Below are 22,543 nucleotides of genomic sequence, written 5' to 3'. Positions count from 1 at the left end.
ATGGCTTCGCGCCCGAAATTCTATCTGACCACTGCCATCCCCTATGCCAATGGCGCGCCGCATATCGGCCACGCCTATGAGCGGATTGCGGCCGATGCCATCCAGCGGTTCAAGCGGCTCGACGGGTTCGACGTGCTGTTCGTCACGGGCATGGACGAGCATGGCCAGAAGATGCAGCAGACGGCCGCGCGCGAAGGCGTTTCGCCGCAGGAGCTCGCCGACCGGACGGCTGCTTTGTTCGAGGCCATGGGCGAAACATTGAATGCCCGCGCCGACGATATCGTGCGCACCACGTCCGAGCGGCACAAGCTTGCGAGCCAGGACATCTGGCGGCGGATGGAAGCCAACGGCGATATTTATCTGTCGAAATATGCCGGCTGGTATTCGGTTCGCGACGAAGCCTATTACGATGAAGGCGAATTGACCGAAAACGCCGAGGGCAAGAAATTCGCCCCAACCGGCACGCCGGTGGAGTGGGTCGAAGAGGAATCGTATTTTTTCAAGCTCTCCGCCTATGCCGAGCCGCTGCTGAAATTCTACGAGAAAAATCCGAATTTCATCACGCCGGAAAAGTACCGCAACGAAATCGTTGCGTTCGTCAAGCGCGGCCTCCTGGATCTTTCGATCAGCCGGACAACCTTCGACTGGGGCATTCCCGTGCCGGGCAATCCGAAACACGTGATGTACGTTTGGGTCGATGCGCTGACGAATTACATCACCGCCACCGGCTATCCCGATCTCGCGACGCCGCGCGCCCATTATTGGCCGGCGGACGCCCATGTGATCGGCAAGGACATCACGCGCTTTCACGCCATCTATTGGCCGGCCTTTCTGATGTCGGCGAAATTGCCGGTGCCGAAGCAGATCGTCGTGCACGGCTTCCTCTTCAACAAGGGCGAGAAAATGTCGAAATCGGTCGGCAATGTCGTCTCGCCCGACACGTTGTCGGCCCATTACGGCGTCGATCAGCTGCGCTATTTCTTCCTGCGCGAAGTGCCTTTCGGCCAGGACGGCAATTATTCGCATGAGGCCATCGTGAACCGGATGAACGCGGACCTTGCCAATGACCTTGGCAATCTAGCGCAACGCTCGCTCTCGATGATCGCGAAAAATTGCGCCGCGCAAGTGCCGGCATTCGGCGCATTCACCGAGGCCGATCAGGCCATTCTCGCCGCCGTCGATGGACTGCTGCTGAAATGCCGCGCGGCAATGCAGGATTTCGCCCTGCACACGATGCTCGCCGATAGCTGGGCGGTGATTGCCGAGGCCAACCGGTATTTTGCCGGTGAAGAGCCTTGGAAACTGACGAAGACCGACCCGGCCCGGCGCGACACGGTGCTCTATGTCACGGCCGAAGTGTTGCGTCAGATCGCCATTCTCGTGCAACCGGTGATGCCGGCGGCGATGACCAAGCTTCTCGACCTCTTGGGCGTGGCGCCCGAAGCGCGCGATTTCACGCCGCTTGGGGCAGGGCACCGCCTGACGCCCGGAACAAGCCTGCCGGCGCCGAGCGGGATCTTCCCACGCTATGTCGAGCCGGTCGAGGCGTAAGATGACGTTCACGCTCGATATGCTGATTGACAGCCATTGCCATCTCGACTTTCCACAGTTCGAGCCCCAAATGCCGGACGTCATTGCGCGGGCCAAGGCCGCGAACGTCGGCCGCATGATCACCATCTCGACCCGCGTGGCCCATTTCGAACGCTATCGCGCCCTCGCCGAAGCGCATGAAGAAGTGTTTTTCACCACCGGAACACACCCGCATCAGGCGCACGAAGAGCCTGACACGGAGGTTGCGACCCTGGTCAACCTGAGCGCGCATCCGCGTTGCGTCGGGATCGGCGAAGCCGGGCTCGATTACCATTATGACCGCAGCCCGCGCGATGTTGCGGCAAAAGTATTTCGCACCCATATCGCCGCAGCGCGTGAGACGGGATTGCCGCTGGTGATCCATTCGCGCGACGCCGACGCCGATATGGCGGCGATCCTGACCGACGAAATGGGGAAGGGGCCTTTCAAGGCCCTGCTCCATTGCTTTACCTCGTCGCGCGAATTGGCGGAAACGGCGCTCGGCCTCGGCTTGACGATTTCCTTCTCCGGCGTTTTGACCTTCAAGGCCTCCGACGACTTGCGGGCGATCGCCCGCGATGTGCCGCTGGACCGGATGCTCGTCGAAACCGATGCACCCTATCTCGCCCCCGTTCCGTACCGCGGCAAAACCAACGAACCGAGCTATGTCGCGCATACGGCGAAGGTTTTGGCTGAGGTCAAAGGGGTAAGTATCGAGGAAATGACATCAATTACAACGCGTAATGTGCTGAATTTATTTAATAAGATGCCTATTTGAGATGAGCGTTACATTCACCATCCTCGGCTGTGGCTCATCAGGCGGCGTGCCGCGTGTCGGGCCGAGTGGCTGGGGCGCTTGCGATCCCGCCAATCCGAAAAACCGCCGCCGGCGCTGCTCGATGCTGGTCGAACGGGACGATCCAGTGACCGGCGGCAGAACCAGCGTGCTCATCGACCTGTCGCCGGATTTACGCGAGCAGCTGCTTGGCGTCGGCCTGATGCATCTCGATGCGGTTCTGCTCACCCATGCGCACGCCGACCATATCCATGGGATCGACGATGTGCGTCCATTGGTCCTCCAGCGCGGCAGCCAGATCGACGTGCATATGGATGAGCCCACGGCCAAGATCGTCCTGAACAATTTTTCCTATATTTTCCGGACGCCCGAAGGCAGCCTGTATTCGCCGCTGCTGGTTGATCGGCGCTTGACGCCCGGTCGCAAGTGCCGCGTGGAAGGAAGCGGCGGCGCGATCGAAGCCTTGCCGTTTCGCTTGTTCCACGGCGAAGTCGACGCACTGGGGTTTCGGTTTGGCAATATTGCCTATACGCCGGATCTGAACGGCATTCCGGACGAAAGCCTCGACGCGTTGACCGGGCTCGACTGCTGGATCATCGACGCGTTGCGTTACACGCCGCATCCCAGTCATTTGTCGCTCAGCGAATCCCTGGACTGGATCGATCGGCTCAAGCCCAAACAGGCGATCCTGACCAACATGCACATCGATCTCGATTATGCGACGTTGAAACGCGAGCTTCCAGCTTATGTCGATGTGGCTTATGACGGGATGAGAATTACGTCATAACATTTTGGAATTTAATCGGAATACGTCACGACACGAGGATTGTTTCATGCTAATTTTGGTTCCATAATATACATTATGCGAACATAGCCCATAGAACCGAGCTGCTTCAAGATCGGTTGAGTTATATACATAGTCCTGCCGCCCCCAGTGCCGCTTGGAGTTTCCGCGGTTGAGCCGCCGCACAAGGATCAAGTTTGCGGTAACGGCGGTGCTGGCGTGAGGCCGTGCCGGAGCATGATTTCCATCATCTTTGTGCGGTCCGGTGGATCGCCGGCGGCCGCGTTGAGCACGGCAAAGGCCTCGCGAAAATATTCCGGACCGATTGCCGCCGGCGTTACCACGCAGAGCACCTTGGCGGTGTTGGCGCCATTATTGTCGAAACGATGGACTGCCCCGCGCGGAATACACAGCGCCTGCCCTGGGCTGACATCGTGCTGGTGACCGTCGACGGTCCAGGTCAGCGTTCCCTCGACCCCGTAGATGGTTTCCTCAAAACGGTCGTGGCTGTGGGCCGGGGCAAGCAGACGCTTCGAACCGGGCACCGTCACCTCGAAGGCCGCGATGCTGCCATTGGACACTTTGCCGGTGAGCAGGAAGCGCACGACAACTCCCTCGTGGCTGAATGTTTCGTCCGCTGGATTGATGCGAACCAGGTCTGCGTTGTCTAGCATTGCATCCTCCCATGTGGTAAATTGAATTTACTATATTGAGTAAACTCAGTTTACCGAAATGTCAATGCTGCTATCCACGGAAAATCCGGTGCAAAAGCCCCCTCTGATCGGCGCGCTGCTGCGCGTACCCGCCATGGCGATCCACCGCAAACTGATCAGAGAACTCAGGGCATCTGGATTCGAGGATCTGAGCCCGCCGCATATGGCGGTGATCCAATATCCTGGCCCGGATGGCGTTCGGCCGAGCGCACTTGCCGAACGCGCCGCCATGAGCAAGCAGGCCATGAACCAGTTGCTGAAGACGCTGGAAGGGATGGGCTATATCACCCGCAGCGCCGCGCCCGATGATGGTGGCGGGACGGTTGTCCATTTCACCGACCGCGGCCGCGCGGTATACCAGAAGATGGTCGACGTCCTGATGGATATCGAGCGCGAATGGGCCGAGGAGCTTGGCGAGCAACGCTTTTCTGAGCTGAAGGTGCTGCTCGGCGACCTCTGGGATACACCACTCGTTCGCTGAGGCGCGTCAGATTGGTCAGGGGGGAAATTAGGAAAATTCTCGCGCGTAAGGATATAAAGTGGAGCAAGGTGAGTGGAGCGGACTCGTTCGAGCTAAGGCCCTCAGCCGGCGTGCAGGGAGCTTTGTGCGTGAAAAAAACGACAGCGAGCGCTACCACGGTGCCCTTCGCCGTGCCGGAGGAGCCAACGCAGGCGCAGCGTTTCCGGCAAGCCCGTACGGCGCGTTCCACCGCATTGATCGAAGATTATGTCGAACTGATCGCTGATCTGATCGCCGCAAGTGGAGAGGCGCGGGCAACTGAAATCGCCGGTCGCCTCGGCGTGACGCACCCAACCGCTCTTAAAAGCATCGCCCGTCTGAAGCGTGAGGGACTCATCACCTCCCGCCCCTACCGCGGTATTTTTCTCACCCAGGCCGGGCATGAACTCGCCGATCTGCAGGCGTTCCGCGCCTTTCTGGAGAACCGCAAAAGGTGTGAAATAAAAAACTGCGTTTCGAAATCGCCAATCGTAGATCCTGCCCGCCGCCAGGCCCAACCGCACGAGATTTCGGGCGAACATACGGCAAGCTGGAGACAAACGAGAAACAGCAGTCCATTTTCACCGAACATTTGCGACAATGCGCGTATTGCAGCCGTCTTGAGACCCGATAATTATATGTTTAAATTGCGTAATTCGAATTCTCTCAACTGAGCTTCCGCGGCTTCGGCGGATCGTCCGTCTTTGCGCCAATCTTAAGAATTGACCCACTTTGTGTTTTTTCTGTCCCAGCATCACCGAAAACCCATAGCCTTGTGGCGCGATATCCTGTAACAAGATGCGTTGCGGGATAAGTGTGATGGGCGCCGCTGGATGGCGTTTGCGCAAATGTCCGACGCATGGGAAGCAAACCGTTCCATTAGAACGGGCAGGAAAGCGTCTGGAAACAGGCGGAGACGAGCAGGCAGCAGATGAGCAAAGGTAAAGATTTCCGGGGTCCGAGAAAGCGTGGATTCGACGACGATATGCCGTCGCCGTTTGACATGCCTCGTCCAAGACCGCCCCGTCCGGCGTTTGGCGGCGGCGGATTTGGCGGTGGCCCGGATATGGGCGGTGCACCGGGTAAGACCGTTGATGCAACGGTCAAGTGGTTTAAGGGCGACAAGGGGTTTGGTTTCGTCGAACTGAGCGACGGAACCGGCGACGCGTTCTTGCATATCGGCGCGTTGCAGGCAGCGGGCTACGAGACGGTTCCTCCCGGATCGCAATTGCAGGTCATTGTCGGCCAAGGCCAAAAGGGCGCGCAGGTCACGCGCGTTCTCTCCGTCGACACGAGCACGGCGCAACCGGAGCGTCCGCCCCGTTCGGGCGGCGGTGGCGGTGGTGGCTTTGACGGGCCGCGTCCGCAGCGTCGCGCACCCGATCCGTCGACGGCAGTCGATGTGTCAGGCACGGTGAAGTGGTTCGATCAGACCAAAGGCTTCGGCTTCGTGGCGTCGAGCGACGGCGGCAAGGACGTGTTCGTGCATATTTCGGTGCTCGGCCAGTCCGGCATCCAGGGCCTGGCGGAAGGCCAGCCCGTGCATATGCGCGTCGTCGATACGCCGAAGGGCCGCGAAGCTCTGGCACTGCGCCTCGCCTGATCGAGCGCCAATTATTGCAGCAACGACGGCAAGGTTTGGACCTTGCCGTCGAGGCGGAGCTTATTTTTTGCCCGTTTCATCGCCATGCTGTGAGAGTTTCGCGGAGAGTCGGCCCGTGATCTCGCGCATGATATGCGGGGTGTTGCGATCAATTCCGTAGACAAATTGTGGAAAGTCGAGCGGTTTTTGCTTGGCCCAAATCTCGTCGTGCCGATCCGGCGAGAGAATTTCGGCCGGATCGCCAACTGCGACCCAGCCGATCGGAACCGTAGCACCTGCGGCAAGCCGGCTGCGCAAATGCACGATTCCATTGATCCTGATCTCGGCTCCCTCACCCACCGATGCGCCATGAAAGATCGAGGCGCCGGTCGCAACGAACACTTCATCGGCGATGTCGGCGCCGACCACATGGCTGTTCGGCCCGATCAGACAATGATCGCCAATCCGGCAAGGATGGCTTGATGTCGCCCTGATCACTGCGTTTTCAAGCACGATACAATTGCGGCCGATTGTGATCGAGCCGCCTGATTCCGCAATAATGCGGGCACCGTGCATGATCCGCGCGCCCGGCCCAATGGTGACGTCGCCGCTCACGCTCGCATCCGCGGCGACCCATGCATCGGGGCTGATCCGCGGTATTTGGTTGCCGTAGGTCAAAATCATTATCGCCTCGCGCGGTCGTTCGTCACAGGACAATGCAAGAATGGGTTGGGGTGGTCCAGCGCACGCTGCGCATAGGTCCGTCCCAACCGGCCGCGGGATCCACCGTAAAATGACGGCACGCAATTGCCCGGCACCGATCCACCCCCTACACTTTAAATCGGCCAGATTCTTAAGCTTTTCTCGTATCGATGCGCGGCATTATCGGAGCCTCACGTCATGTCTTCAGTTTGCAAATATTCGGAACCTGCGCGGACCGAGATGGAACCTTCTCGCGATATCCAGCGGCTGCTCGATATCATGCAGGCCTTGCGGACGCCCGGCACGGGCTGCCCCTGGGATTTGGAGCAGAATTTCGCGTCCATCGCGCCCTATACAATCGAGGAGGCTTACGAGGTCGCAGAAGCGATCGAACGCAACGATTTTGTCGATTTGCGCGACGAACTTGGCGATCTGCTGCTGCAAGTTGTGTTTCACGCGCAGATGGCGCGCGAACAGGATCTCTTCGACTTCGGCGGGGTCGTAGAGGCCATTACCACGAAATTGATCCGGCGCCACCCGCATGTTTTCGGCGACACCAAGGATCTCACGCCGGATGACGTCAAGGCACTCTGGGGCAAGATCAAGCAAGCGGAAAAAGCCGACAGGGCCACCGCCCGGAGCGCGTCCAATCTGCCGCCTGAGCCGGCCAAAGGGCACCTCGACGGCGTTCCGCACGCCCTGCCCGGCCTGACGCGTGCAGTCAAATTGCAGCAAAAGGCCTCCACGGTCGGATTCGATTGGAACGACGCGCGCCTGGTGCTCGACAAGATCCGCGAGGAGACTGGCGAGATCGAGCAGGCGCTGGATGGCGCCGATCAGGCGCATATCCAGGAAGAGATCGGCGACCTGCTCTTTGCCGTCGCCAATCTCGCCCGGCACGTCCAGGTCGATCCCGAGGCGGCTTTGCGCGGCACCAATGCCAAATTCGAACGCCGCTTCGCCTTTATCGAAATGGCCCTGCACGATCGAGGACGGACATTGGACGAGGCCAGCCTCGAAGAAATGGATGCGCTTTGGAACGCGGCTAAAGCGGCCGAGTGATCGCGCCAAAGACGGCGGCACATATCTTTCCTGTCAGTTGCAGCCATTATGCCTTGCGCTCGACACTTTGGCCCATCAGGTTGTGAGCACGACTCATAATCCGCCAAGGGATTCGTCATGGCACGGGTTTTTCATGAACGGCAGGATGTGATCCCTGCCCTGACGGAGCTTTTCCGCAACCTCGGCTACGAGGGTGTCAGCATTTCCGCCATTACGGAGGCGACAGGCCTCGGCAAAGGCAGCCTGTACCATTTCTTTCCGAACGGCAAAGCCGAGATGGCGGAGGTCGTGCTCGCCAATATCGATGTGTGGTTTGAGCAGAATATTTTTGCGCCCTTGCGCGACCCTGCCGATCCGGATACCGCCATCAACCGGGTTTTCGACGCCGTCATCGCCTATTTTCAATCCGGCCAGCGGGTCTGCCTTTTGGGCGCCTTCGCGCTCGATGCGACGCGCGACAAATTTGCCGCCGCCATCAAGGCCTATTTCAGCCGCTGGATCGAGGCGCTGAGCCAAACCTTGGCCCGCAAGGACATTCCCAACGGCGAGGCGCGGTTTGTCAGCGAGAATGTCATTGCCTCTATCCAAGGTAGCCTTGTGCTGGCGCGCAGCATGAATGACGCCGGCATTTTCGTCCGCAACGTCGAGCACCTACGGAACCTTTGCCTCATTTAAGGAAAGATTGCGGCATCAAGGCTGAATCGAAATCCCGTCAAGATGATACCCCTGATTGGGAGGTATCGGCCCGCCAAAGGACTCGACCGTAAAGCGGTATGCCTGCAATGCGCTCGACCAATGATCCGGCGCCTTTCCCATCTTCATTTTGAGATGGGCCAAAAAATCACGCGGTTCGGGAATCTGGCTCCAGACGCTTGGTAAAAACAAGGCGGCCGTATGCCCTTCCTGAATGAGCAGCCCGTCGCGGTCCGGTTGCAACTGGCGCAGCAAATCGCTCTCATGGGCAAATGTGAGAGGGGCGAGCGGCGAAAGGACCGAGATCTTGATAACAAGCCGTTCGAGTTCATCGGGGGGCAACCGTGCGAAACGGTGGTCGGCAAAGCCCGCCTTGACTGCGTTGGCGCCGATATCGTCGATCAAGGGCCGCTGCGGCCAGACCGATCCGACGCAGCCGCGTAATTGGCCCTCAAGCTCCAATGTCACAAAGGTCGCACGTTGCGCCGTCATCACCGGCGAAACGCATGGACCGGCCACAATATTCGGCACCTGGCCATTGCGTGCGACTGCGAAACGAAGGGCCGCGCCGGCCACCGACAGCATGGACTCCCGGGAGTCCTGGTCGAATTGTGCGACGCCCGGATATTCGAAGGCGAAGGCGCCATAGCCGACGACACGATCCGTTCCGCCGCCCGCCGCCGCCGAATTGGTAAAATGGGTGCCCGTCACGCGCATGCGCAGCGCCTGCGCACGCTTCAACGCGCCGCGCAAAGCCACATAGCCGCAGGCATTGTTGCCCTCGAGCGCCTGCCAGTGACCGGCCTCGATCAGGTTGCGGGTCTGCGCATCGAGGGCGCGGGCCGCATCGTCGCGCAGGAAATGCGAGAGATCGGATGAGAGGCAGATGGCCGTCTCTTCGTTGCCCCACACCCGGGCGAGGATCTCTTCGACCAATTCGGGAGCGGCCTGCCCGACCAGCACAGGAATGATTTCAAAATCTCCGAAAAGGCGTTGCGCCATGATCAGCACCATTTCCAGGGAATGCTCGCCCGCGAAAGGCGTGGCATCAACGCGCACGTCATCGAGCGCGCGCAACGATGCCATATCCCGCCAGGCGACCGGCACCTCCCCCAGAGGCGTCGCGAAGGCTTGCGCCGGATGCAGCGCGATGCCACGCAGCAGCACCCGGTGCGCGGGTCCCAAAATCACCAGACGTTTGATCCGCTCCGGCCGGTCGAATGCGCGCAATGCGCTTGCGGCAACGGCGCCCGAATAGACGATGCCGGCATGGGGCACGACGGCCATTTTTGCGTGCAATCCTACGCTGCGCGATGCCTGCCAAGCGCGGTCGATGTGCCGGGTCAGAGCGGCGGCGGTCGCCGGATAAAAACTGCCGGCGACCTGCGGCGGATGAACCGAAGAAATCGAGATCGTATCCATCGGCATCGATCATTACGTGGCGCGTTCGTCTCCCCTCCTCTATAATGCAAACAAGGTGAAAAGTCCGCCAAAAGTGACGAGCCGATGCGTTTGGTCGATCATTACACGCGGCCCCTGCCCGACGGCCGCATCGCCTGCGAGGTCTGTCCGCGCGACTGCAAGCTGGCGCCTGGACAGCGCGGCCTGTGCTATGTCCGGCAAAATATCGACGGCCATATGGTTTTGACGACCTATGGCCTGTCGTCCGGTTTCTGCGTCGATCCGATCGAAAAGAAGCCGCTGTTTCATTTTTTGCCGGGTTCGGCGGTTCTGTCGTTCGGCACGGCCGGGTGCAATCTGGCCTGCGCTTTCTGCCAGAACCATGAAATCTCAAAAAGCCGGGAGGTCGACACGTCGGCGCAGCGCGCCTCTCCGCAAGTGATTGCGCGCGCCGCGCGACACCTGGGCTGCCGCTCGGTGGCCTATACCTACAACGATCCGGTGATTTTCTTCGAATATGCCATGGATGTGGCGCAAGAGTGCCGCGCCCATGACATCAAATCGGTCTCAGTGACGGCCGGCTATATGCGGCCCAAGCCGCGGGCGGAATTCTATGCCCATATCGATGCGGCGAACGTCGACCTGAAGGGCTTTACCGAACAATTCTACTATCGGCGCACGGCCTCGCATCTTGCCGATGTGCAGGACACTTTGCTCTATCTGAGACACGAGACGCCGGTCTGGTTGGAGATCACGACCCTGCTGATCCCGGGCGAAAACGACAGCGCCGAGGAAGTGGATGCCATGACCAAGTGGCTCCGGCGCGAAATCGGCCCTGACGTGCCCTTGCATTTCACGGCCTTCCATCCCGATTATCGCATGATGGATCACCCGCCCACGCCCAAGGCGACCCTCGACCGGGCGCGGGCGCAGGCGCTGCACAATGGCCTGCGCCACGTCTATATCGGCAATTATACGGATGTGGCGCGCCAGAGCTCGATCTGCAGCGCATGCGGGACGGAACTGATCCGCCGGGCGTCCTATACGATCAAGGACTATCGCCTGACGCCGGAGGGCGCCTGCCCCGCCTGCGGTACGAAATTGCCCGGCGTCTACGCGCAGACGGCCGGCAATTGGGGCTCGCGGCGTCTGCCGGTGGACATCGAAACTTTTGCCTAGAGCTGAGCTGCGATGGCTGGCTGATCGATAATTGACCAGACATTTCTGATCGGTTCGTCCAGAAATTCGTAGAAGACGTTTCCGGTAAACTGAGCCCTCCTGCCGATGGCCGGGAGGCCAAACAACGCTCCTCTCGGCGAGCGGGGCGCGCTCTAACGCGGGGCGGCATGCCGCTTGAGAAGCGCTTCGAGATCGGAGGCCGGAATCGGCTTGCTGAACTGATAGCCCTGCATTTCGTCGCACTGATGCTCACGCAGGAAGGCGACCTGATCCGGCGTCTCGACGCCCTCGGCGATGACCCTAAGATTGAGCTTCTGACCGAGCGAGATTACGGCGGTCGTGACGGCCCGATCGTGTTCGTCGTTTGGCAGATCGCGGATGAACGACTTGTCGATCTTCAGCCTGACGACCGGAAACGACTTGAGCGCCGCGAGGCTCGAGTAGCCGGTGCCGAAATCATCGATGGCGAGCCCGACGCCCAAGGTCTGCAGCGCCTTCATCGTCGCGAGCGCCTCGTCGATGTCGCGCATCAACAGGCTTTCCGTCACCTCAAGCTCAAGATATCTCGCCTCGAGGCCGGATTCACGGAGAGCGTCCGCGACAACATTGACCAATTCCTTGTCCCGGAATTGCCGCGTGGAGACGTTCACGCATACGGTTATCGGCGCCGCGCCGCTGTCCTGCCATGCCTTGTTCTGACGACAGGCTTCGCGCAGAGCCAATTCGCCGATCGGCATGATCAGGCCGCTTTCCTCGGCAATCGGGATGAACGTCATCGGCGGAAGCAAACCGCGCGTCGGATGGTTCCAGCGAATGAGCGCCTCAACCGCAAAGACGCGGTCGGTGCGCAGATCTACCTGTGGCTGATAGAACAAAACGAACTCGCGCCGATCGAGGGCGTTGCGCAGGTCCTCCTGGAGCTGCAGCTTTTCCCGAACGCGCTTGTTAAGATCCGGGGTGTAAAAGGCGTAGGTGTTGCGGCCATCTGCTTTGGCGCGGTACATCGCGGCGTCGGCGTTGGCGAGCAGCGCGTCCGCGGCGTCGCCGTCCTCAGGATAGGATGCAACGCCGATGCTGCTGGTGACGCGCAGCTGGTGGCCGTCGAGTTCGATCGGCGCGGCAATCGCCAAATGAAGGCGTGTCAACGCCTCGGCGACTCCAGGCGAGTCTTTGGCTTGATCGAACAGCAGGACGACGAATTCGTCGCCGCCGAGCCGCGCCACGGTGTCCGAAACCCTGACGCAGTCGACCATCCGCTTGGCGACGATCTTCAGCAACTCGTCGCCTGCCCTGTGCCCGAGACTGTCGTTGATGGTCTTGAAATTGTCGACATCGACGAAAGCCACAGTTGCGCAGCGATCGTATCGCTTGGCGATTAGAATCGCTTGATCGAGCCGATCCTTGAGCAGCGCCCGATTGGGTAGCCCGGTGAGGGCGTCGTGATTGGCCATGAACTGGATGCGGTCATCGGCGAGCTTGCGCTCGATCGCGATGCCGGCGATCCGAGTCGTGACATCAGCCAACCGCAATTCGGACTCCGTGGGTTGGCGCACTGATGCCGAGTACAAGGCGAGTGCGCCGAGGCTCTGACCCTGATGCGACAAGATCGGCATCGACCAGGACGAGCGGATCTGATGTTCCTCGGCGTAATCGCGAACGGCATCCCATCCCCGATCCTGCCGGACGTCCGCCACGACGACGGTCTCGCGCCGATAGACGGCGATCCCCGACGAGGTGGTGCTCGGGCCAATCGCCTGCGCATCGGCCATGGCGCGATAGGTCGGCGGCATGCTCGGCGCGGCGCCGTGTCGCAAATGGAGGCCGTCCTCACCCAGCAGCAGGATCGATCCGCGGATACCCGTCAACTGCGATTCGACGAGCCGCACCAGACGATCGAGCACAGCCTCCAGCGGCGCGTTGGTCGCGATCATTTCGAGTATTTCCGCCTGGCCGTCGCGCAACGCGTCGGCGAGCTTGCGGGTTGTGATGTCATGCGCGATGCCGACCAAGCCGACGATTTCGTTGCGTTCGTTGCGCAGCGGTACCTTCGTTGACAGAATCCACTTCATCGTCCCCGACGCGTCGACGATCAATTCCTCTTCGTCGACCATCGGCTCGCCGGTGCGCAGGATCAGCTCCTCACGGGCGCGAAAAACTCTGGCATTCTCGGCGGTATGAATATCAAAGTCGGACAGGCCGATCATGTCGCTCGTCCGATCCCGCCCCCAATCCCTCGCGAGCGCCCGATTGGCGACGACGAAGCGGCTGTGCGTGTCCTTGACCCAGAGATAGTCCGGCACCAGGTTGATCAGCGCTTGCAGCGAAATCCGCTGATCGGCGACATCGCGATAGAGTTGCCGTTCGGTGATGTCCTCGTGCGTCGAGACCCAGCCGCCATCGGGCATGGGTTGGTGCTCGATCTCGATGGTCCGCCCGTCCTTCAGGGAACAGATCCAGGTCTTGGCATCCGAGCCGATGTTAACGGCCTCGCAATGGGCCAAATAGTCGTCGACCGCCATCGGGGACGTGCCGGCGGCGGCGCGACGTTCGGCGATCTCGCGCAGGCTAGCTCCGGGGCGAACCTGGTCGATGGTAAGCCGGTAGATTTCGGCGTAGCGCCGGTTGCACAGAATCAGCCGGGCCGAGGAGTCGAAAAAGCAGACGCCCTGCGGGATCCTGTCTACCGCCGTTTGATAGCGCAGCGCCTGCGCCCGCAATTGTATGTTCGTGGCGTCACGCTCACGGAGCGCCGTCTCATGTGCGTCCGTAACTGCGCGCAGCAGCTCGACCAGCCTAGCATTCTCTGAGCTTTCGGCGTGCCTCCCCTTCGGATGAACATTCATACAGCGCCCTCCGACCCAACGGCCCGGTGAACACATCGGACCGCCACTCCCACAGGCACGAGAACGCATTCTATCAAGGACAGAGAGATCCAACTGAGCGGGACAAAGGCCGCAATGAACCCGATGAGCGCCATCAGCAGGAGGAACCAGATCACCAGGAAACTCCAATCATGCTCAAAATATTGATGCCGATCAGACCCGAGTCTAGATCAGGCCAATTCCCCCCTCGCCTATCGGCCGTTTGCCGGCCGGGCGCCTACACATATAGCCCACAAATATACATACAACATCAGGCCAGATCAACCACCTACGATATAGCTTCGGTGGATATTCGAGAGATCTATTGTCGGCATGCGTTGAGTTTGGTCGATGAGCTGGAGCTGGTCATACTCGCCGTTTGATCAGGCTGGCAAAGTAGATGGTGCCGGACAGAGCGGTGATCCAGAAGCTTACCGGCCAGTCGGAGTAATAGGCCAGGGTCAAGCCACCCCAAGCCTCCAGCAGGGCAAGCGCCGCCGACAAGGCCACTGCGCCATAGAGCCGCGTCGTAAAGCCCATCGCCGCCGCGGCCGGCCCCACCATGAGCGTGAAGACGAGCAGGATGCCGACGATCTGCGCGCTTTCGGCGACCGCCACGGCGACGATCATCAGAAAGATCGTCGAGACGAGGCGCAGCGGCACGCCACGTGCCTCGGCCAGTTCGCTTTGCAGTGAGGCGAACATCAAGGGGCGGCTGATGCAGGCGAGCGCCAGCGCACAGACGATCGCGAGCAGCGTCAGTGAGATGAGAGCCTCCAAATCGACTCCGAGCACGTTGCCGAACAGCAGCGCCGTCGCCTGCGCGGCGAAGGACGTATAGAAATGCAGGAACAGCAGCCCGAAGCCCAAGGCGATGGACAAGATCATGCCGATCGCAACGTCTCGTTCCGCCAGCTTTTCTCCAAGTAATCCCATGCCGAAACCGGCCGCTATGGAGAAGGCCACGAGGCCGGCGAGCGGCGATACGCCGAAGAGAATCGCGCCGGTCGCGCCGGTGAAGCCCACATGCGACAGCGCGTGACCGGCGAAGGTCTGGCCGCGCAGGACGAGGAAGAAACCGACGGTGCCGGCGAGCAGCGCGACAATGCCGGAGGCGGCAAAGGCGGTCCGCATGAAATCATATTCAAGCATGGGCACCGTGATTATGGTGGTCGTGATGATGGCCGTGGCCCGCGTCTTCGTGCTCGTGCAGATGCGCGTCGCGCTCCACTTCGACATCGCCGGCCATGACGAAGACGCGGTTCTTGATCCGCACGACTTCGATTTCGGTCCCGTAAAGCTTCGAAAGCACGGGACCCGTGATGACTTCATCGACAGTGCCGAGTGCCGCGTTGCCGCCGCCCAGATAGAGCACCCGGTCGATCACATTGATCAGCGGATTGAGCTCGTGTGCGCTGAAGATAATTGCAAGGTGCAGCTCGTCGCGCAGCCGCTTCACGAGCTCGACGACACCATGCTGGTGCGATGGGTCGAGACTGATGAGCGGCTCATCGAGCAGCAGCAGCTTCGGCTTGCCCAGCAACGCTTGGGACAGAAGCAGCCTCTGGCGCTGGCCGCCGGACAGCTCATTCAGCGCGAGGCGGGCAAGATCGCGGGCATCGACGAGGTCGAGTGCCCAATCGATCTCCTTGCGAGTCGCCGCGTCAAGCCGCGGCAGCCCCCAACCGCCGCCGCCCGCGGCGCTCGCGATAATGTCGTAGCCCTTGAGATGCAGGTTGATGAAGTTGCCGCGATTTTGCGGCATGTAGCCAATCGCCGCATTGCCGTAGGACGTCCCTGCCTCGAGTATCGCAATTTTGCCGGCCGCGAGCGGAATGAGGCCCAAAGTCGCGCGCATGAGGGTCGTCTTGCCGGCGCCATTGGCGCCGAGCATGCCGATGAACTCCCCCTGCTCGATGGCAAAGGAAACGTCCTTGAGAATGTGCCGACCACCTAAAGCGATCGACACGTGATCGAATTGTAACGCGCTCATTGCGCCAATGCTTTATCCAACGCGTCGAGCTGACTCAACATCCATTCCTGGTAGGTCTTGCCGGCCGGCTCGGTTTCCGAGACGCCGACGATCGGAATTTGATTGTCCTTCGCCATTTCGACGAGACGCTGGACCGCAGGCTCGGAGGCTTGCGCGTTGAACAGCATGACCTTCACTTTGCGCTCTTTGAGATCGCGCTCGAAGCCGGCAACTTCGGACGCCGATGGCTCGGTGTTGTTCATCACCGCGAGGGCGAATTGCTCCTCGCCGATATGCAGTCCGATCCGCCCCGCCATATAGCCGAAAACGGGCTCCGAAGCGGCGACTTTCTGGCCGGCATATTTTTGGCGCAGCGCGGCGATCTTGTCTTCCAGCGGCTTCAGCGAAGCGTCGAACGCTTTGACGTTGCTCTCATATTCGGCCTTGTTCGCGGGATCGATTTCGGCCAGCTTCGCCGCGACCGAGGTAGCCGCCGCCTTCATATAGGCCGGATCGTACCATAAATGCGGATTGTCGCCGGTCTTGTGCCCGACGAGCGTCGCGACGAGGACCTCCTTGCGCTGCGGCGCCTTATTGGCCTTGAGCAGCTTTTCCATCCAGGGGTCGTAATCGACGCCATTGATGATGACCAATTGCGCATTCGCCAGATCCTTCGCCGTCGAGGCGCTCGCCTCGAATAGATGCGGGTCTTGATCCGGGTTGGAGAGGATGCTGGTCACAGCCACATGCGTGCCGCCGATCTGACTAGCCAAATCGCCATAAAAATTCTCAGCCGCCACCACTTTAACGGGGTCGGCCAAAGTCGGGCTCGCCAACAGGCAGAATCCAAGGGCAGCAGCGATATGGGTGTAGCGCATGAGTTAAACGTCTCCGAAACGGCCGTACAGTCGGCGCGGTGAAAGGGACGTTATGTTATATTATAACACGTGACAAGCGGCTATTTGTATCATCCGTTTTCATGCCCAAATAGATGTCGTCTTACCCCGTTGATGCCTGAGGAAGTTTAGGAATTGTATTCGACATTGCTATGGTGGCTTGAGTGAGTCGGGGTTCATATGAAGAAAATCGGTTTCCTTTCGTTCGGCCACTGGTCGCCGTCCGTTCAGTCGCAGACTCGTTCGGCCGCCGACGCACTGCTGCAATCCATTGATCTCGCCGTCGCCGCCGAGGAATTGGGGGCGGACGGTGCGTATTTTCGGGTCCATCATTTCGCGCGTCAGCTGGCGTCGCCCTTCCCCCTCCTCGCCGCGATCGGCGCGAAGACCAGCCGGATCGAGATCGGCACTGCGGTGATCGATATGCGGTACGAAAATCCGCTGTATATGGCGGAGGACGCGGGAGCGGCGGACCTGATCGCCGGTGGGCGCCTGCAACTGGGCCTCAGCCGCGGTTCGCCGGAGCAGGTGATCGATGGCTGGCGCTATTTCGGCTATGCCCCAGCCGAAGGCGAGACGGATGCCGACATGGCGCGACGCCATACCGAGGTATTGCTCGGCGTGCTCAAAGGGAATGGCTTCGCGCAGCCAAACCCGAGGCCGATGTTTCAGAACCCGCCGGGGCTGCTTCGCCCCGAGCCCTATTCGGAAGGTCTGCGTGATCGCATCTGGTGGGGTGCCGCCACCAACGCCACGGCTGAGTGGGCGGCGAAGCTCGGAATGAATCTGCAAAGCTCGACGCTGAAGTTCGATGAGAGCGGCAAGCCACTTCACATCCAGCAGGCAGACCAGATCAGAGCTTTCCGGAACGCTTGGAAGAAGGCCGGCCACCCGCGCGAGCCGCGCGTCTCGGTCAGCCGCTCGATCTTCGCCTTGATGGACGACCGCGATCGCGCCTATTTCGGCCACGGCGAGAGCGAGGACCAGTTCGGCGATATCGAGCCCGGTACCCGCGCCGTGTTTGGCCGCAGTTACGCCGCCGAGCCCGACCGATTGGTGGAGGAGCTAAAGCACGACGAGGCCATCGCCGAAGCCGACACGCTGCTGCTCACCGTCCCCAATCAGTTGGGCGTCGACTACAATGTTCATGTTATCGAAGCGATCCTGAAGTACGTGGCCCCGGCGCTTGGCTGGCGCTAGGCGGTTTTAACGTCATCACGTGAGATCGGCTGGTGCCGTGCCTAGGGCACTTGTCTGATGATTTATGCCAAGAAGAGACACATTGTCGGCACCGCTGCGGAGAGTCTGCTTTCCACCCGTTTCAGACAAGCATGCGGTGGAACGGCTTTGCGCCGTCAGCACCACAAGGCGACGGCGGAGGCGGATTGGCACTATGCTTGAAGGGCATGTCGGCGCTGAAATCGTTCTTGAGGTAGCGGATCGCCTAAACCAACATCACTGAAGGATCCATGCACCAACGCTCAGCGCGACGCTACGGTTTCCCTTGATGAAGCACGACACGATTTCGTCCCGATTCCTTGGCGCGATAAAGTGCCTTATCCGCTTGGCTCTGAATCTGCTCTGGCGTTGCCATTTGGATACTTTCTACGTGGCTCACCCCAATGCTAACCGTAACGCACGGCGATACTCCTGACGCGGGATTTGGAAGGGACGCAGTCTCCACGCTTTCCCGGATTTGCGTTGCGACTTCGATTGCTTCCTCTTCAGTGATGTCCGGAAGAACGACTAGGAACTCCTCTCCGCCGTATCGCGCCACATGATCATGGCTTCCTCGCAAGTTGCTCTGGATGATGCCGACGACTTTCACGAGGCAGCGATCGCCCTCACCGTGGCCGAGACTGTCATTCAGTGCCTTGAAATGATCGATGTCGCACATCAGCACGGCAACACCGGCCATCCCCGCCACATCTGCGTTCCAAAGGCGATTGAGCATTTCCATCATCCAGCGTCGATTGGCGATACCGGTGAGCGAGTCGGTCCTCGCCAGGAGCTCGAGGCGTGCATTTGCATCAGCTAATTCCGCTACTCGGCTTTTGTCCCGAAGCTCAAGCAGAAAGGCTTTTTGCGCGAGGATCGTTATGGTGCGCCGCGACACCATCGTTGCAACGATACCGGCGGTGAAAAACAGGGTGGCTGCCTCTGAGCTGCCCATAGCCATGGCTGGGTTGCGTATCTGGAAGAATAGATAGAGGCCCAATGCCATTGCTGCGATGATCCCCGTCGCTGCCATCGGGATGGCAAAGATGATGATGGCGGAGACCGCAACGAACAACATAATGTTCAAATGCCGTTCGTAAAATTCACCTCCCGCATTGACTCCGACCAGAGCGACGGAGAGAAGAATAAAGAACATGCCTGCAAGAAGAATGGTTATTTGAAGCTTGTCCGCGCCAGGCTTTCTCCAGAGAAAGGCTGTCGCTAAGGCCGCAGGCGGCAGGATGCAGGCTGGTGCAACCATTGAGAGTGCAGCCGCTTTTGGAAGTAAGATCGCGTTAAGCCCCAGTGTGATGACATCGATGAAAATCACCCAGATCATCCATGAGCGTATAATCTTGGCCGTCCTCGACCAGGATCGCTCTTGAAAGAGCCGAAGCAGTTCGCCTTCGAGACGTATGTCTCGGGTGCGGCCGTTAAGAAGCTGTTCCACCTCTGCCATTGGCAAAGGGTTTGATGCGCTCTGCCGAGTCTTAAAGCCAATATCCGGCCTGTTTTTTGGGACATCGTTCTTGTGCAATTCCATCTCCAGCCACCGAATGGCGCATCTTTCGTTCGCAACCCAGTTTACCGATTCTAGCCAGAAGTTTGTTAGCGCTTCATTGTCGTGGCTAGTGGAATTTTAACTTCCGATGCGCCTTTCGCGAAAGCCGGATAGTGTTTCCGCCAAATGGCGGACTGTTCGATAGGTCTGGTTTTCAGACGCTTTGTTTGGTCGCGTAAAGATTACTTTCACCGATTTGGCGGCGGTTATAGCCAAATTGTGCCGCCAAGAATACCAACGGCCTTTCTAGCTGCAAGTGGGCGCTTACGGACATCTCTGGACAAAGTTTTCTGAAATAACGCAGCAAAATCAATGTGTGAAGGCACGCTGGCGGACAGCTATGGACGTGAATGGAAAGGAGAAGTGGTGCCGAGGGCGGCAACTAATTGAAATCGTAAGGATTTATTTTATAAATAAATTTTGCAATGTGATTTTTGACGAGCCCCCCCAAAAAGACCCCCAACATATTTTCTTGGCGCCAAATCGGGAGCACATCTGTTACGTTATTACTCGTGAGTCCACGTCGACACGCGGGACCAGCGCGCTCAATCCAATCATAGTTTCTTTTCGTTTGGGACCGTTCAGCAGATGTGGAAATGCGCCCCAGTGTACCGCTTCAAAGACGAGCGCGTGCGCTATCTAACCGACCTGCAAAAGCCCTGACGACGCATTTGCAAAGCTGAGGGTCTGGAAGATGTCCGAATTCATGATCTTCGCCACACCCTTGCCTCTGGCGGTCTATTGGTGAATGCCTTCCGGTGATTGGCAAACTGCTTGGCCACACGAAGGTACAGACCAACCTACGTTATGTCTATCATGCATCCGATCCTGTGAAATCCGCCGCAATGCGCATTTCCGAACGGCTTGCCGACACTCTAACGTGATGCCGACATCCGAATTATGCCCGCTCGATTATTTCTTCTCGACCTAAACGTCTGTTTTAATTGCGTAAAATCTAATTTTGGCCCACATATACCGTGAGCGAAACCGTCAATAAGTTAGCCTTTTGAATTTGCTGGATTTTTAGGAACGGGGCGGCTTTAAAAATTCTGTGAACTATCGACATCTATCGGCCATTTCGCAGGCATCATGAACGACGAAGATCGAATCCAGCCCTCCGACAGAGGACCGTCATCACTGACTAAATCAATACGACCACCTCGATCCTAGATCTATGGACCAAGCGCCCCCAGCCTCTCCTCGAGACGCGCGATACCGCGGCTGACGCGCGATTTCTGAACGGCAAGCTTGCGGGCGGCCGCGGAGAAATTCTATTGCGAAGCGACGGTCGCAAAAAACTGGGGGTCGTTCAAATCCTGCATCGCCGCCCCATAATTCATGAGGAATTCGAGTTGTCGCGAAGTGGCCGAGGATCAAACTACCCTCGGTCGCCGGTCGGCTTAGCAAATCTTCAGGCTGTGGCTCTCGCACAGGCCTCCATCGCCGCCGCGCACGCAGGCTGGGCCGAGAAAAATTCGAGCACTTGTCCTCTCCGCGGTTTCTTGCGGAATAGAACATTGCCCGACGCATCCGCTCCGTGCGCTTGAACAACATTCTTCGCCAAATCCAATCCGATAGTGCTGGCCTATCACACGGGCGCCTCCTTCAAGTGGTGCTCAACACCTCCATTTTGGCACATCGATGACGTCGAAGGGCGTCCACTCCATCAGAGCCGTTCGATGAGCATCCTGGAGCCTGCACAGCAGATCTGGCCCTGACCGCCATCGAACATTTGCGTCGTCGACTCCCTGAGGGGGTACGCCCTATTTGTAGCGTCCATGGCGCTGCAGCACCTCGATCTGATAGCCGTCGGGGTCGGACACGAAAAAGAACCGCGCAAGCAGCGTGCCTTCGTGTTCGAACTCGACAATTTTTCGCGGATTGAAGCCTGCTGCCGCCAGACGCTTGTATTCTGCCTCGATATCGTCGACACAAAATGCCAAGTGGCCATAGCCGTCGCCAAGCGCGTAAGACTCTCCCCTGCCCTTGTTGATCGTCAGTTCCAGTTCGAAATCGGCTTCCGCATTACGCAGATAGACTAGTGTGAAGGTGTTGAAATCCAACCGGTCCGCGACATCGAGCCCAAATGCGCTTTTGTAAAAACTGACCGAAAGGTTTTCTTCCACCACTCGGATCATCGAATGAATTGCCTTGGCCAAAGGAGCCTCCAGTCTGCCGCGTAGCCTCGGATACCGCTGACCTTGGCCCATTGGTTGTAGAAAGGGGTGGCAGCCGGCTACCAACTCGAGAAATTAGCCCGCATTACTCAGCGCTTTAACCTACACGAGCGGAAGGTTCGGACTTTACGCAACCGTGTCAGCATTTGTCCCGATCGCGGCCACTTGTCGTCATAGAACTCCTTGAAGCGGTGCGCCTTCCCCACCTCAACGCCGCTTCGCAGCGTGTTTTCGCGCGGGCCTGGAGGTCGCTGACGTGGCAACGCGAAGTCGCGGCAGCCGTGCATCGCGCCGAACGATATCTTCAATATCGACCGTGATGCGTTTCGCGGCCAGCAATAAAATAACGCACTAAATCAGATGGTTAAGACACACCCGCCAGCATGCGCTGCATAATCCGGCTTAGCTTAAGGCGGGTTTACGCACCAAAATTCGATTGTAGGCACTACAAACGGTTCGGAAAATGCGCTTCGGATGGTATCATCGCGCCAATGGGCGCCAAAAGCCGTGCTTTCGCCCGAAAGCGATATCAAGCGGGAGGTCTGCGCATGTGTAAGGTCTTTGCTGGACAGGATCCGGGAGGATATCGGCTGGTCAATCGCTCGGTTCGTATTGGCAGCCATTCGACGAGCATCCAGCTCGAGGCCACCTTTTGGACCCTCCTGGATGAGATCGCCAGGGGACAGGAGATGACGACGCCGAAATTCCTCTCGACGCTGTACGACGAAGCGCTGGAGATCAATGGCCAGATCCCGAACTTTGCCTCGATGCTGCGTACGACATGCGCACTTTACCTGCGTGACAGCCGAAACTCGGAATTGAAGAGCAAGGCGGCCTAGGGCCTGTCGACCATTTATCAAACGTGTAGCAGCCGCCTA

Annotated in this window: 21 protein-coding genes and 2 pseudogenes; 11 read left to right on the top strand and 12 right to left on the bottom strand. The window is 59.1% G+C overall.

Annotated elements, in window-relative coordinates; all coding sequences use genetic code 11:
• From metG to V9T28_RS09930, 3 genes are read left to right on the top strand one after another with little or no spacing between them, the layout of a single operon-like run.
• Entirely contained in the window at positions 1-1,551 is a 1,551-nt protein-coding gene (metG, locus tag V9T28_RS09940; protein ID WP_116398810.1) for a methionine--tRNA ligase, read from the top strand.
• A gap of 19 nt (positions 1,552-1,570) precedes the next feature.
• Positions 1,571-2,347 carry a TatD family hydrolase gene (locus V9T28_RS09935; protein ID WP_116399795.1) on the top strand — a complete coding sequence of 259 codons (777 nt, stop codon included), beginning with the start codon at positions 1,571-1,573 and terminating at the stop codon, positions 2,345-2,347.
• Position 2,348: 1 nt separating this feature from the next.
• Entirely contained in the window at positions 2,349-3,152 is an 804-nt protein-coding gene (locus V9T28_RS09930; protein WP_116398809.1) for an MBL fold metallo-hydrolase, read from the top strand.
• A 188-nt stretch (positions 3,153-3,340) separates the two neighbouring features.
• On the opposite strand, the gene V9T28_RS09925 is transcribed toward V9T28_RS09930, so the two are convergent.
• Positions 3,341-3,823: a cupin domain-containing protein gene (locus V9T28_RS09925; RefSeq protein WP_116398808.1), complete on the bottom strand. Its 483-nt coding sequence runs from the start codon at positions 3,821-3,823 to the stop codon at positions 3,341-3,343.
• An 88-nt stretch (positions 3,824-3,911) separates the two neighbouring features.
• On the opposite strand from V9T28_RS09925, the gene V9T28_RS09920 reads away from it, so the two are divergent.
• From V9T28_RS09920 to V9T28_RS09910, 3 genes are all read left to right on the top strand, one after another.
• Positions 3,912-4,343: a MarR family winged helix-turn-helix transcriptional regulator gene (locus V9T28_RS09920; protein ID WP_245423849.1), complete on the top strand. Its 432-nt coding sequence runs from the start codon at positions 3,912-3,914 to the stop codon at positions 4,341-4,343.
• Positions 4,344-4,471: 128 nt separating this feature from the next.
• A complete protein-coding gene (locus V9T28_RS09915; protein ID WP_339071853.1) occupies positions 4,472-5,035 on the top strand; it encodes a hypothetical protein in 564 nt (187 codons plus the stop codon).
• A gap of 257 nt (positions 5,036-5,292) precedes the next feature.
• Complete coding sequence (locus V9T28_RS09910) at positions 5,293-5,964, top strand: cold-shock protein (RefSeq protein ID WP_116398806.1); 672 nt, start codon at positions 5,293-5,295, stop codon at positions 5,962-5,964.
• Positions 5,965-6,024: 60 nt separating this feature from the next.
• Here the strand turns inward: V9T28_RS09910 and V9T28_RS09905 are convergent, their stop codons facing one another.
• Complete coding sequence (locus V9T28_RS09905; protein ID WP_116398805.1) at positions 6,025-6,627, bottom strand: gamma carbonic anhydrase family protein; 603 nt, start codon at positions 6,625-6,627, stop codon at positions 6,025-6,027.
• Between the two features lie 258 nt (positions 6,628-6,885).
• Here V9T28_RS09905 and mazG point away from each other — a divergent pair, with 258 nt between their 5' ends.
• Positions 6,886-7,707 (top strand): nucleoside triphosphate pyrophosphohydrolase, encoded by an 822-nt coding sequence (gene mazG, locus V9T28_RS09900; RefSeq protein ID WP_116398804.1) that lies wholly within the window; start codon positions 6,886-6,888, stop codon positions 7,705-7,707.
• Positions 7,708-7,824: 117 nt separating this feature from the next.
• Complete coding sequence (locus tag V9T28_RS09895) at positions 7,825-8,382, top strand: TetR/AcrR family transcriptional regulator (protein WP_116398803.1); 558 nt, start codon at positions 7,825-7,827, stop codon at positions 8,380-8,382.
• A 15-nt stretch (positions 8,383-8,397) separates the two neighbouring features.
• On the opposite strand, the gene amrB is transcribed toward V9T28_RS09895, so the two are convergent.
• Entirely contained in the window at positions 8,398-9,822 is a 1,425-nt protein-coding gene (gene amrB, locus V9T28_RS09890) for an AmmeMemoRadiSam system protein B (RefSeq protein WP_158554683.1), read from the bottom strand.
• A gap of 84 nt (positions 9,823-9,906) precedes the next feature.
• On the opposite strand from amrB, the gene amrS reads away from it, so the two are divergent.
• Positions 9,907-10,980, top strand: a complete 1,074-nt coding sequence (gene amrS / locus V9T28_RS09885) for an AmmeMemoRadiSam system radical SAM enzyme (RefSeq protein WP_116398801.1) — start codon at positions 9,907-9,909, stop codon at positions 10,978-10,980.
• On the opposite strand, the gene V9T28_RS09880 is transcribed toward amrS, so the two are convergent.
• The 5 genes from V9T28_RS09880 to V9T28_RS09860 all read right to left on the bottom strand — a co-directional run bounded on the left by V9T28_RS09880 (position 10,977) and on the right by V9T28_RS09860 (position 16,691).
• Positions 10,977-11,105: an ester cyclase gene (locus V9T28_RS09880; protein ID WP_116398800.1), complete on the bottom strand. Its 129-nt coding sequence runs from the start codon at positions 11,103-11,105 to the stop codon at positions 10,977-10,979. The two genes, amrS and V9T28_RS09880, sit on opposite strands and share 4 nt — an antisense overlap.
• A 27-nt stretch (positions 11,106-11,132) precedes the next feature.
• On the bottom strand, positions 11,133-13,823 hold the full coding sequence (locus V9T28_RS09875; protein WP_116398799.1) for an EAL domain-containing protein: 2,691 nt from the start codon (positions 13,821-13,823) through the stop codon (positions 11,133-11,135).
• A gap of 384 nt (positions 13,824-14,207) precedes the next feature.
• Positions 14,208-14,975, bottom strand: coding sequence for a metal ABC transporter permease (locus tag V9T28_RS09870; protein WP_199499937.1), 768 nt, complete (start codon positions 14,973-14,975; stop codon positions 14,208-14,210).
• A 10-nt stretch (positions 14,976-14,985) separates the two neighbouring features.
• Complete coding sequence (locus V9T28_RS09865) at positions 14,986-15,834, bottom strand: metal ABC transporter ATP-binding protein (RefSeq protein WP_116398797.1); 849 nt, start codon at positions 15,832-15,834, stop codon at positions 14,986-14,988.
• Positions 15,831-16,691: a metal ABC transporter solute-binding protein, Zn/Mn family gene (locus V9T28_RS09860; RefSeq protein ID WP_116398796.1), complete on the bottom strand. Its 861-nt coding sequence runs from the start codon at positions 16,689-16,691 to the stop codon at positions 15,831-15,833. The genes V9T28_RS09865 and V9T28_RS09860 overlap by 4 nt, the downstream gene beginning before the upstream one ends.
• 198 nt (positions 16,692-16,889) lie before the next feature.
• Between V9T28_RS09860 and V9T28_RS09855 the strand changes: the two genes are divergently transcribed.
• On the top strand, positions 16,890-17,909 hold the full coding sequence (locus V9T28_RS09855) for an LLM class flavin-dependent oxidoreductase (RefSeq protein WP_116398795.1): 1,020 nt from the start codon (positions 16,890-16,892) through the stop codon (positions 17,907-17,909).
• 292 nt (positions 17,910-18,201) lie between these two features.
• On the opposite strand, the gene V9T28_RS09850 is transcribed toward V9T28_RS09855, so the two are convergent.
• From V9T28_RS09850 to V9T28_RS09835, 4 genes and pseudogenes are all read right to left on the bottom strand, one after another.
• Positions 18,202-19,470, bottom strand: a complete 1,269-nt coding sequence (locus tag V9T28_RS09850; RefSeq protein WP_116398794.1) for a GGDEF domain-containing protein — start codon at positions 19,468-19,470, stop codon at positions 18,202-18,204.
• 1,190 nt (positions 19,471-20,660) lie between these two features.
• Positions 20,661-20,720 (bottom strand): annotated as a pseudogene (locus V9T28_RS09845) (hypothetical protein); the annotation flags it as partial.
• Between the two features lie 188 nt (positions 20,721-20,908).
• A pseudogene (locus tag V9T28_RS09840) lies at positions 20,909-21,064 on the bottom strand (IS110 family transposase); the annotation flags it as partial.
• Positions 21,065-21,251: 187 nt separating this feature from the next.
• The gene (locus V9T28_RS09835) at positions 21,252-21,647 is read right to left on the bottom strand and encodes a VOC family protein (RefSeq protein ID WP_116398793.1); all 396 of its coding nucleotides are present in this window, start codon (positions 21,645-21,647) and stop codon (positions 21,252-21,254) included.
• 566 nt (positions 21,648-22,213) lie between these two features.
• On the opposite strand from V9T28_RS09835, the gene V9T28_RS09830 reads away from it, so the two are divergent.
• Positions 22,214-22,504 carry a ribbon-helix-helix domain-containing protein gene (locus V9T28_RS09830; protein WP_116399793.1) on the top strand — a complete coding sequence of 97 codons (291 nt, stop codon included), beginning with the start codon at positions 22,214-22,216 and terminating at the stop codon, positions 22,502-22,504.
• Positions 22,505-22,543: the final 39 nt, after the last annotated feature.

Source organism: Methylovirgula sp. 4M-Z18 (assembly GCF_037890675.1).
In the GTDB taxonomy this organism is placed as follows: Bacteria; Pseudomonadota; Alphaproteobacteria; order Rhizobiales; family Beijerinckiaceae; genus 4M-Z18.
The sequence above is the reverse complement of the archived record's forward strand: the minus strand, read 5'-3'. Positions and strand labels throughout refer to the sequence as shown.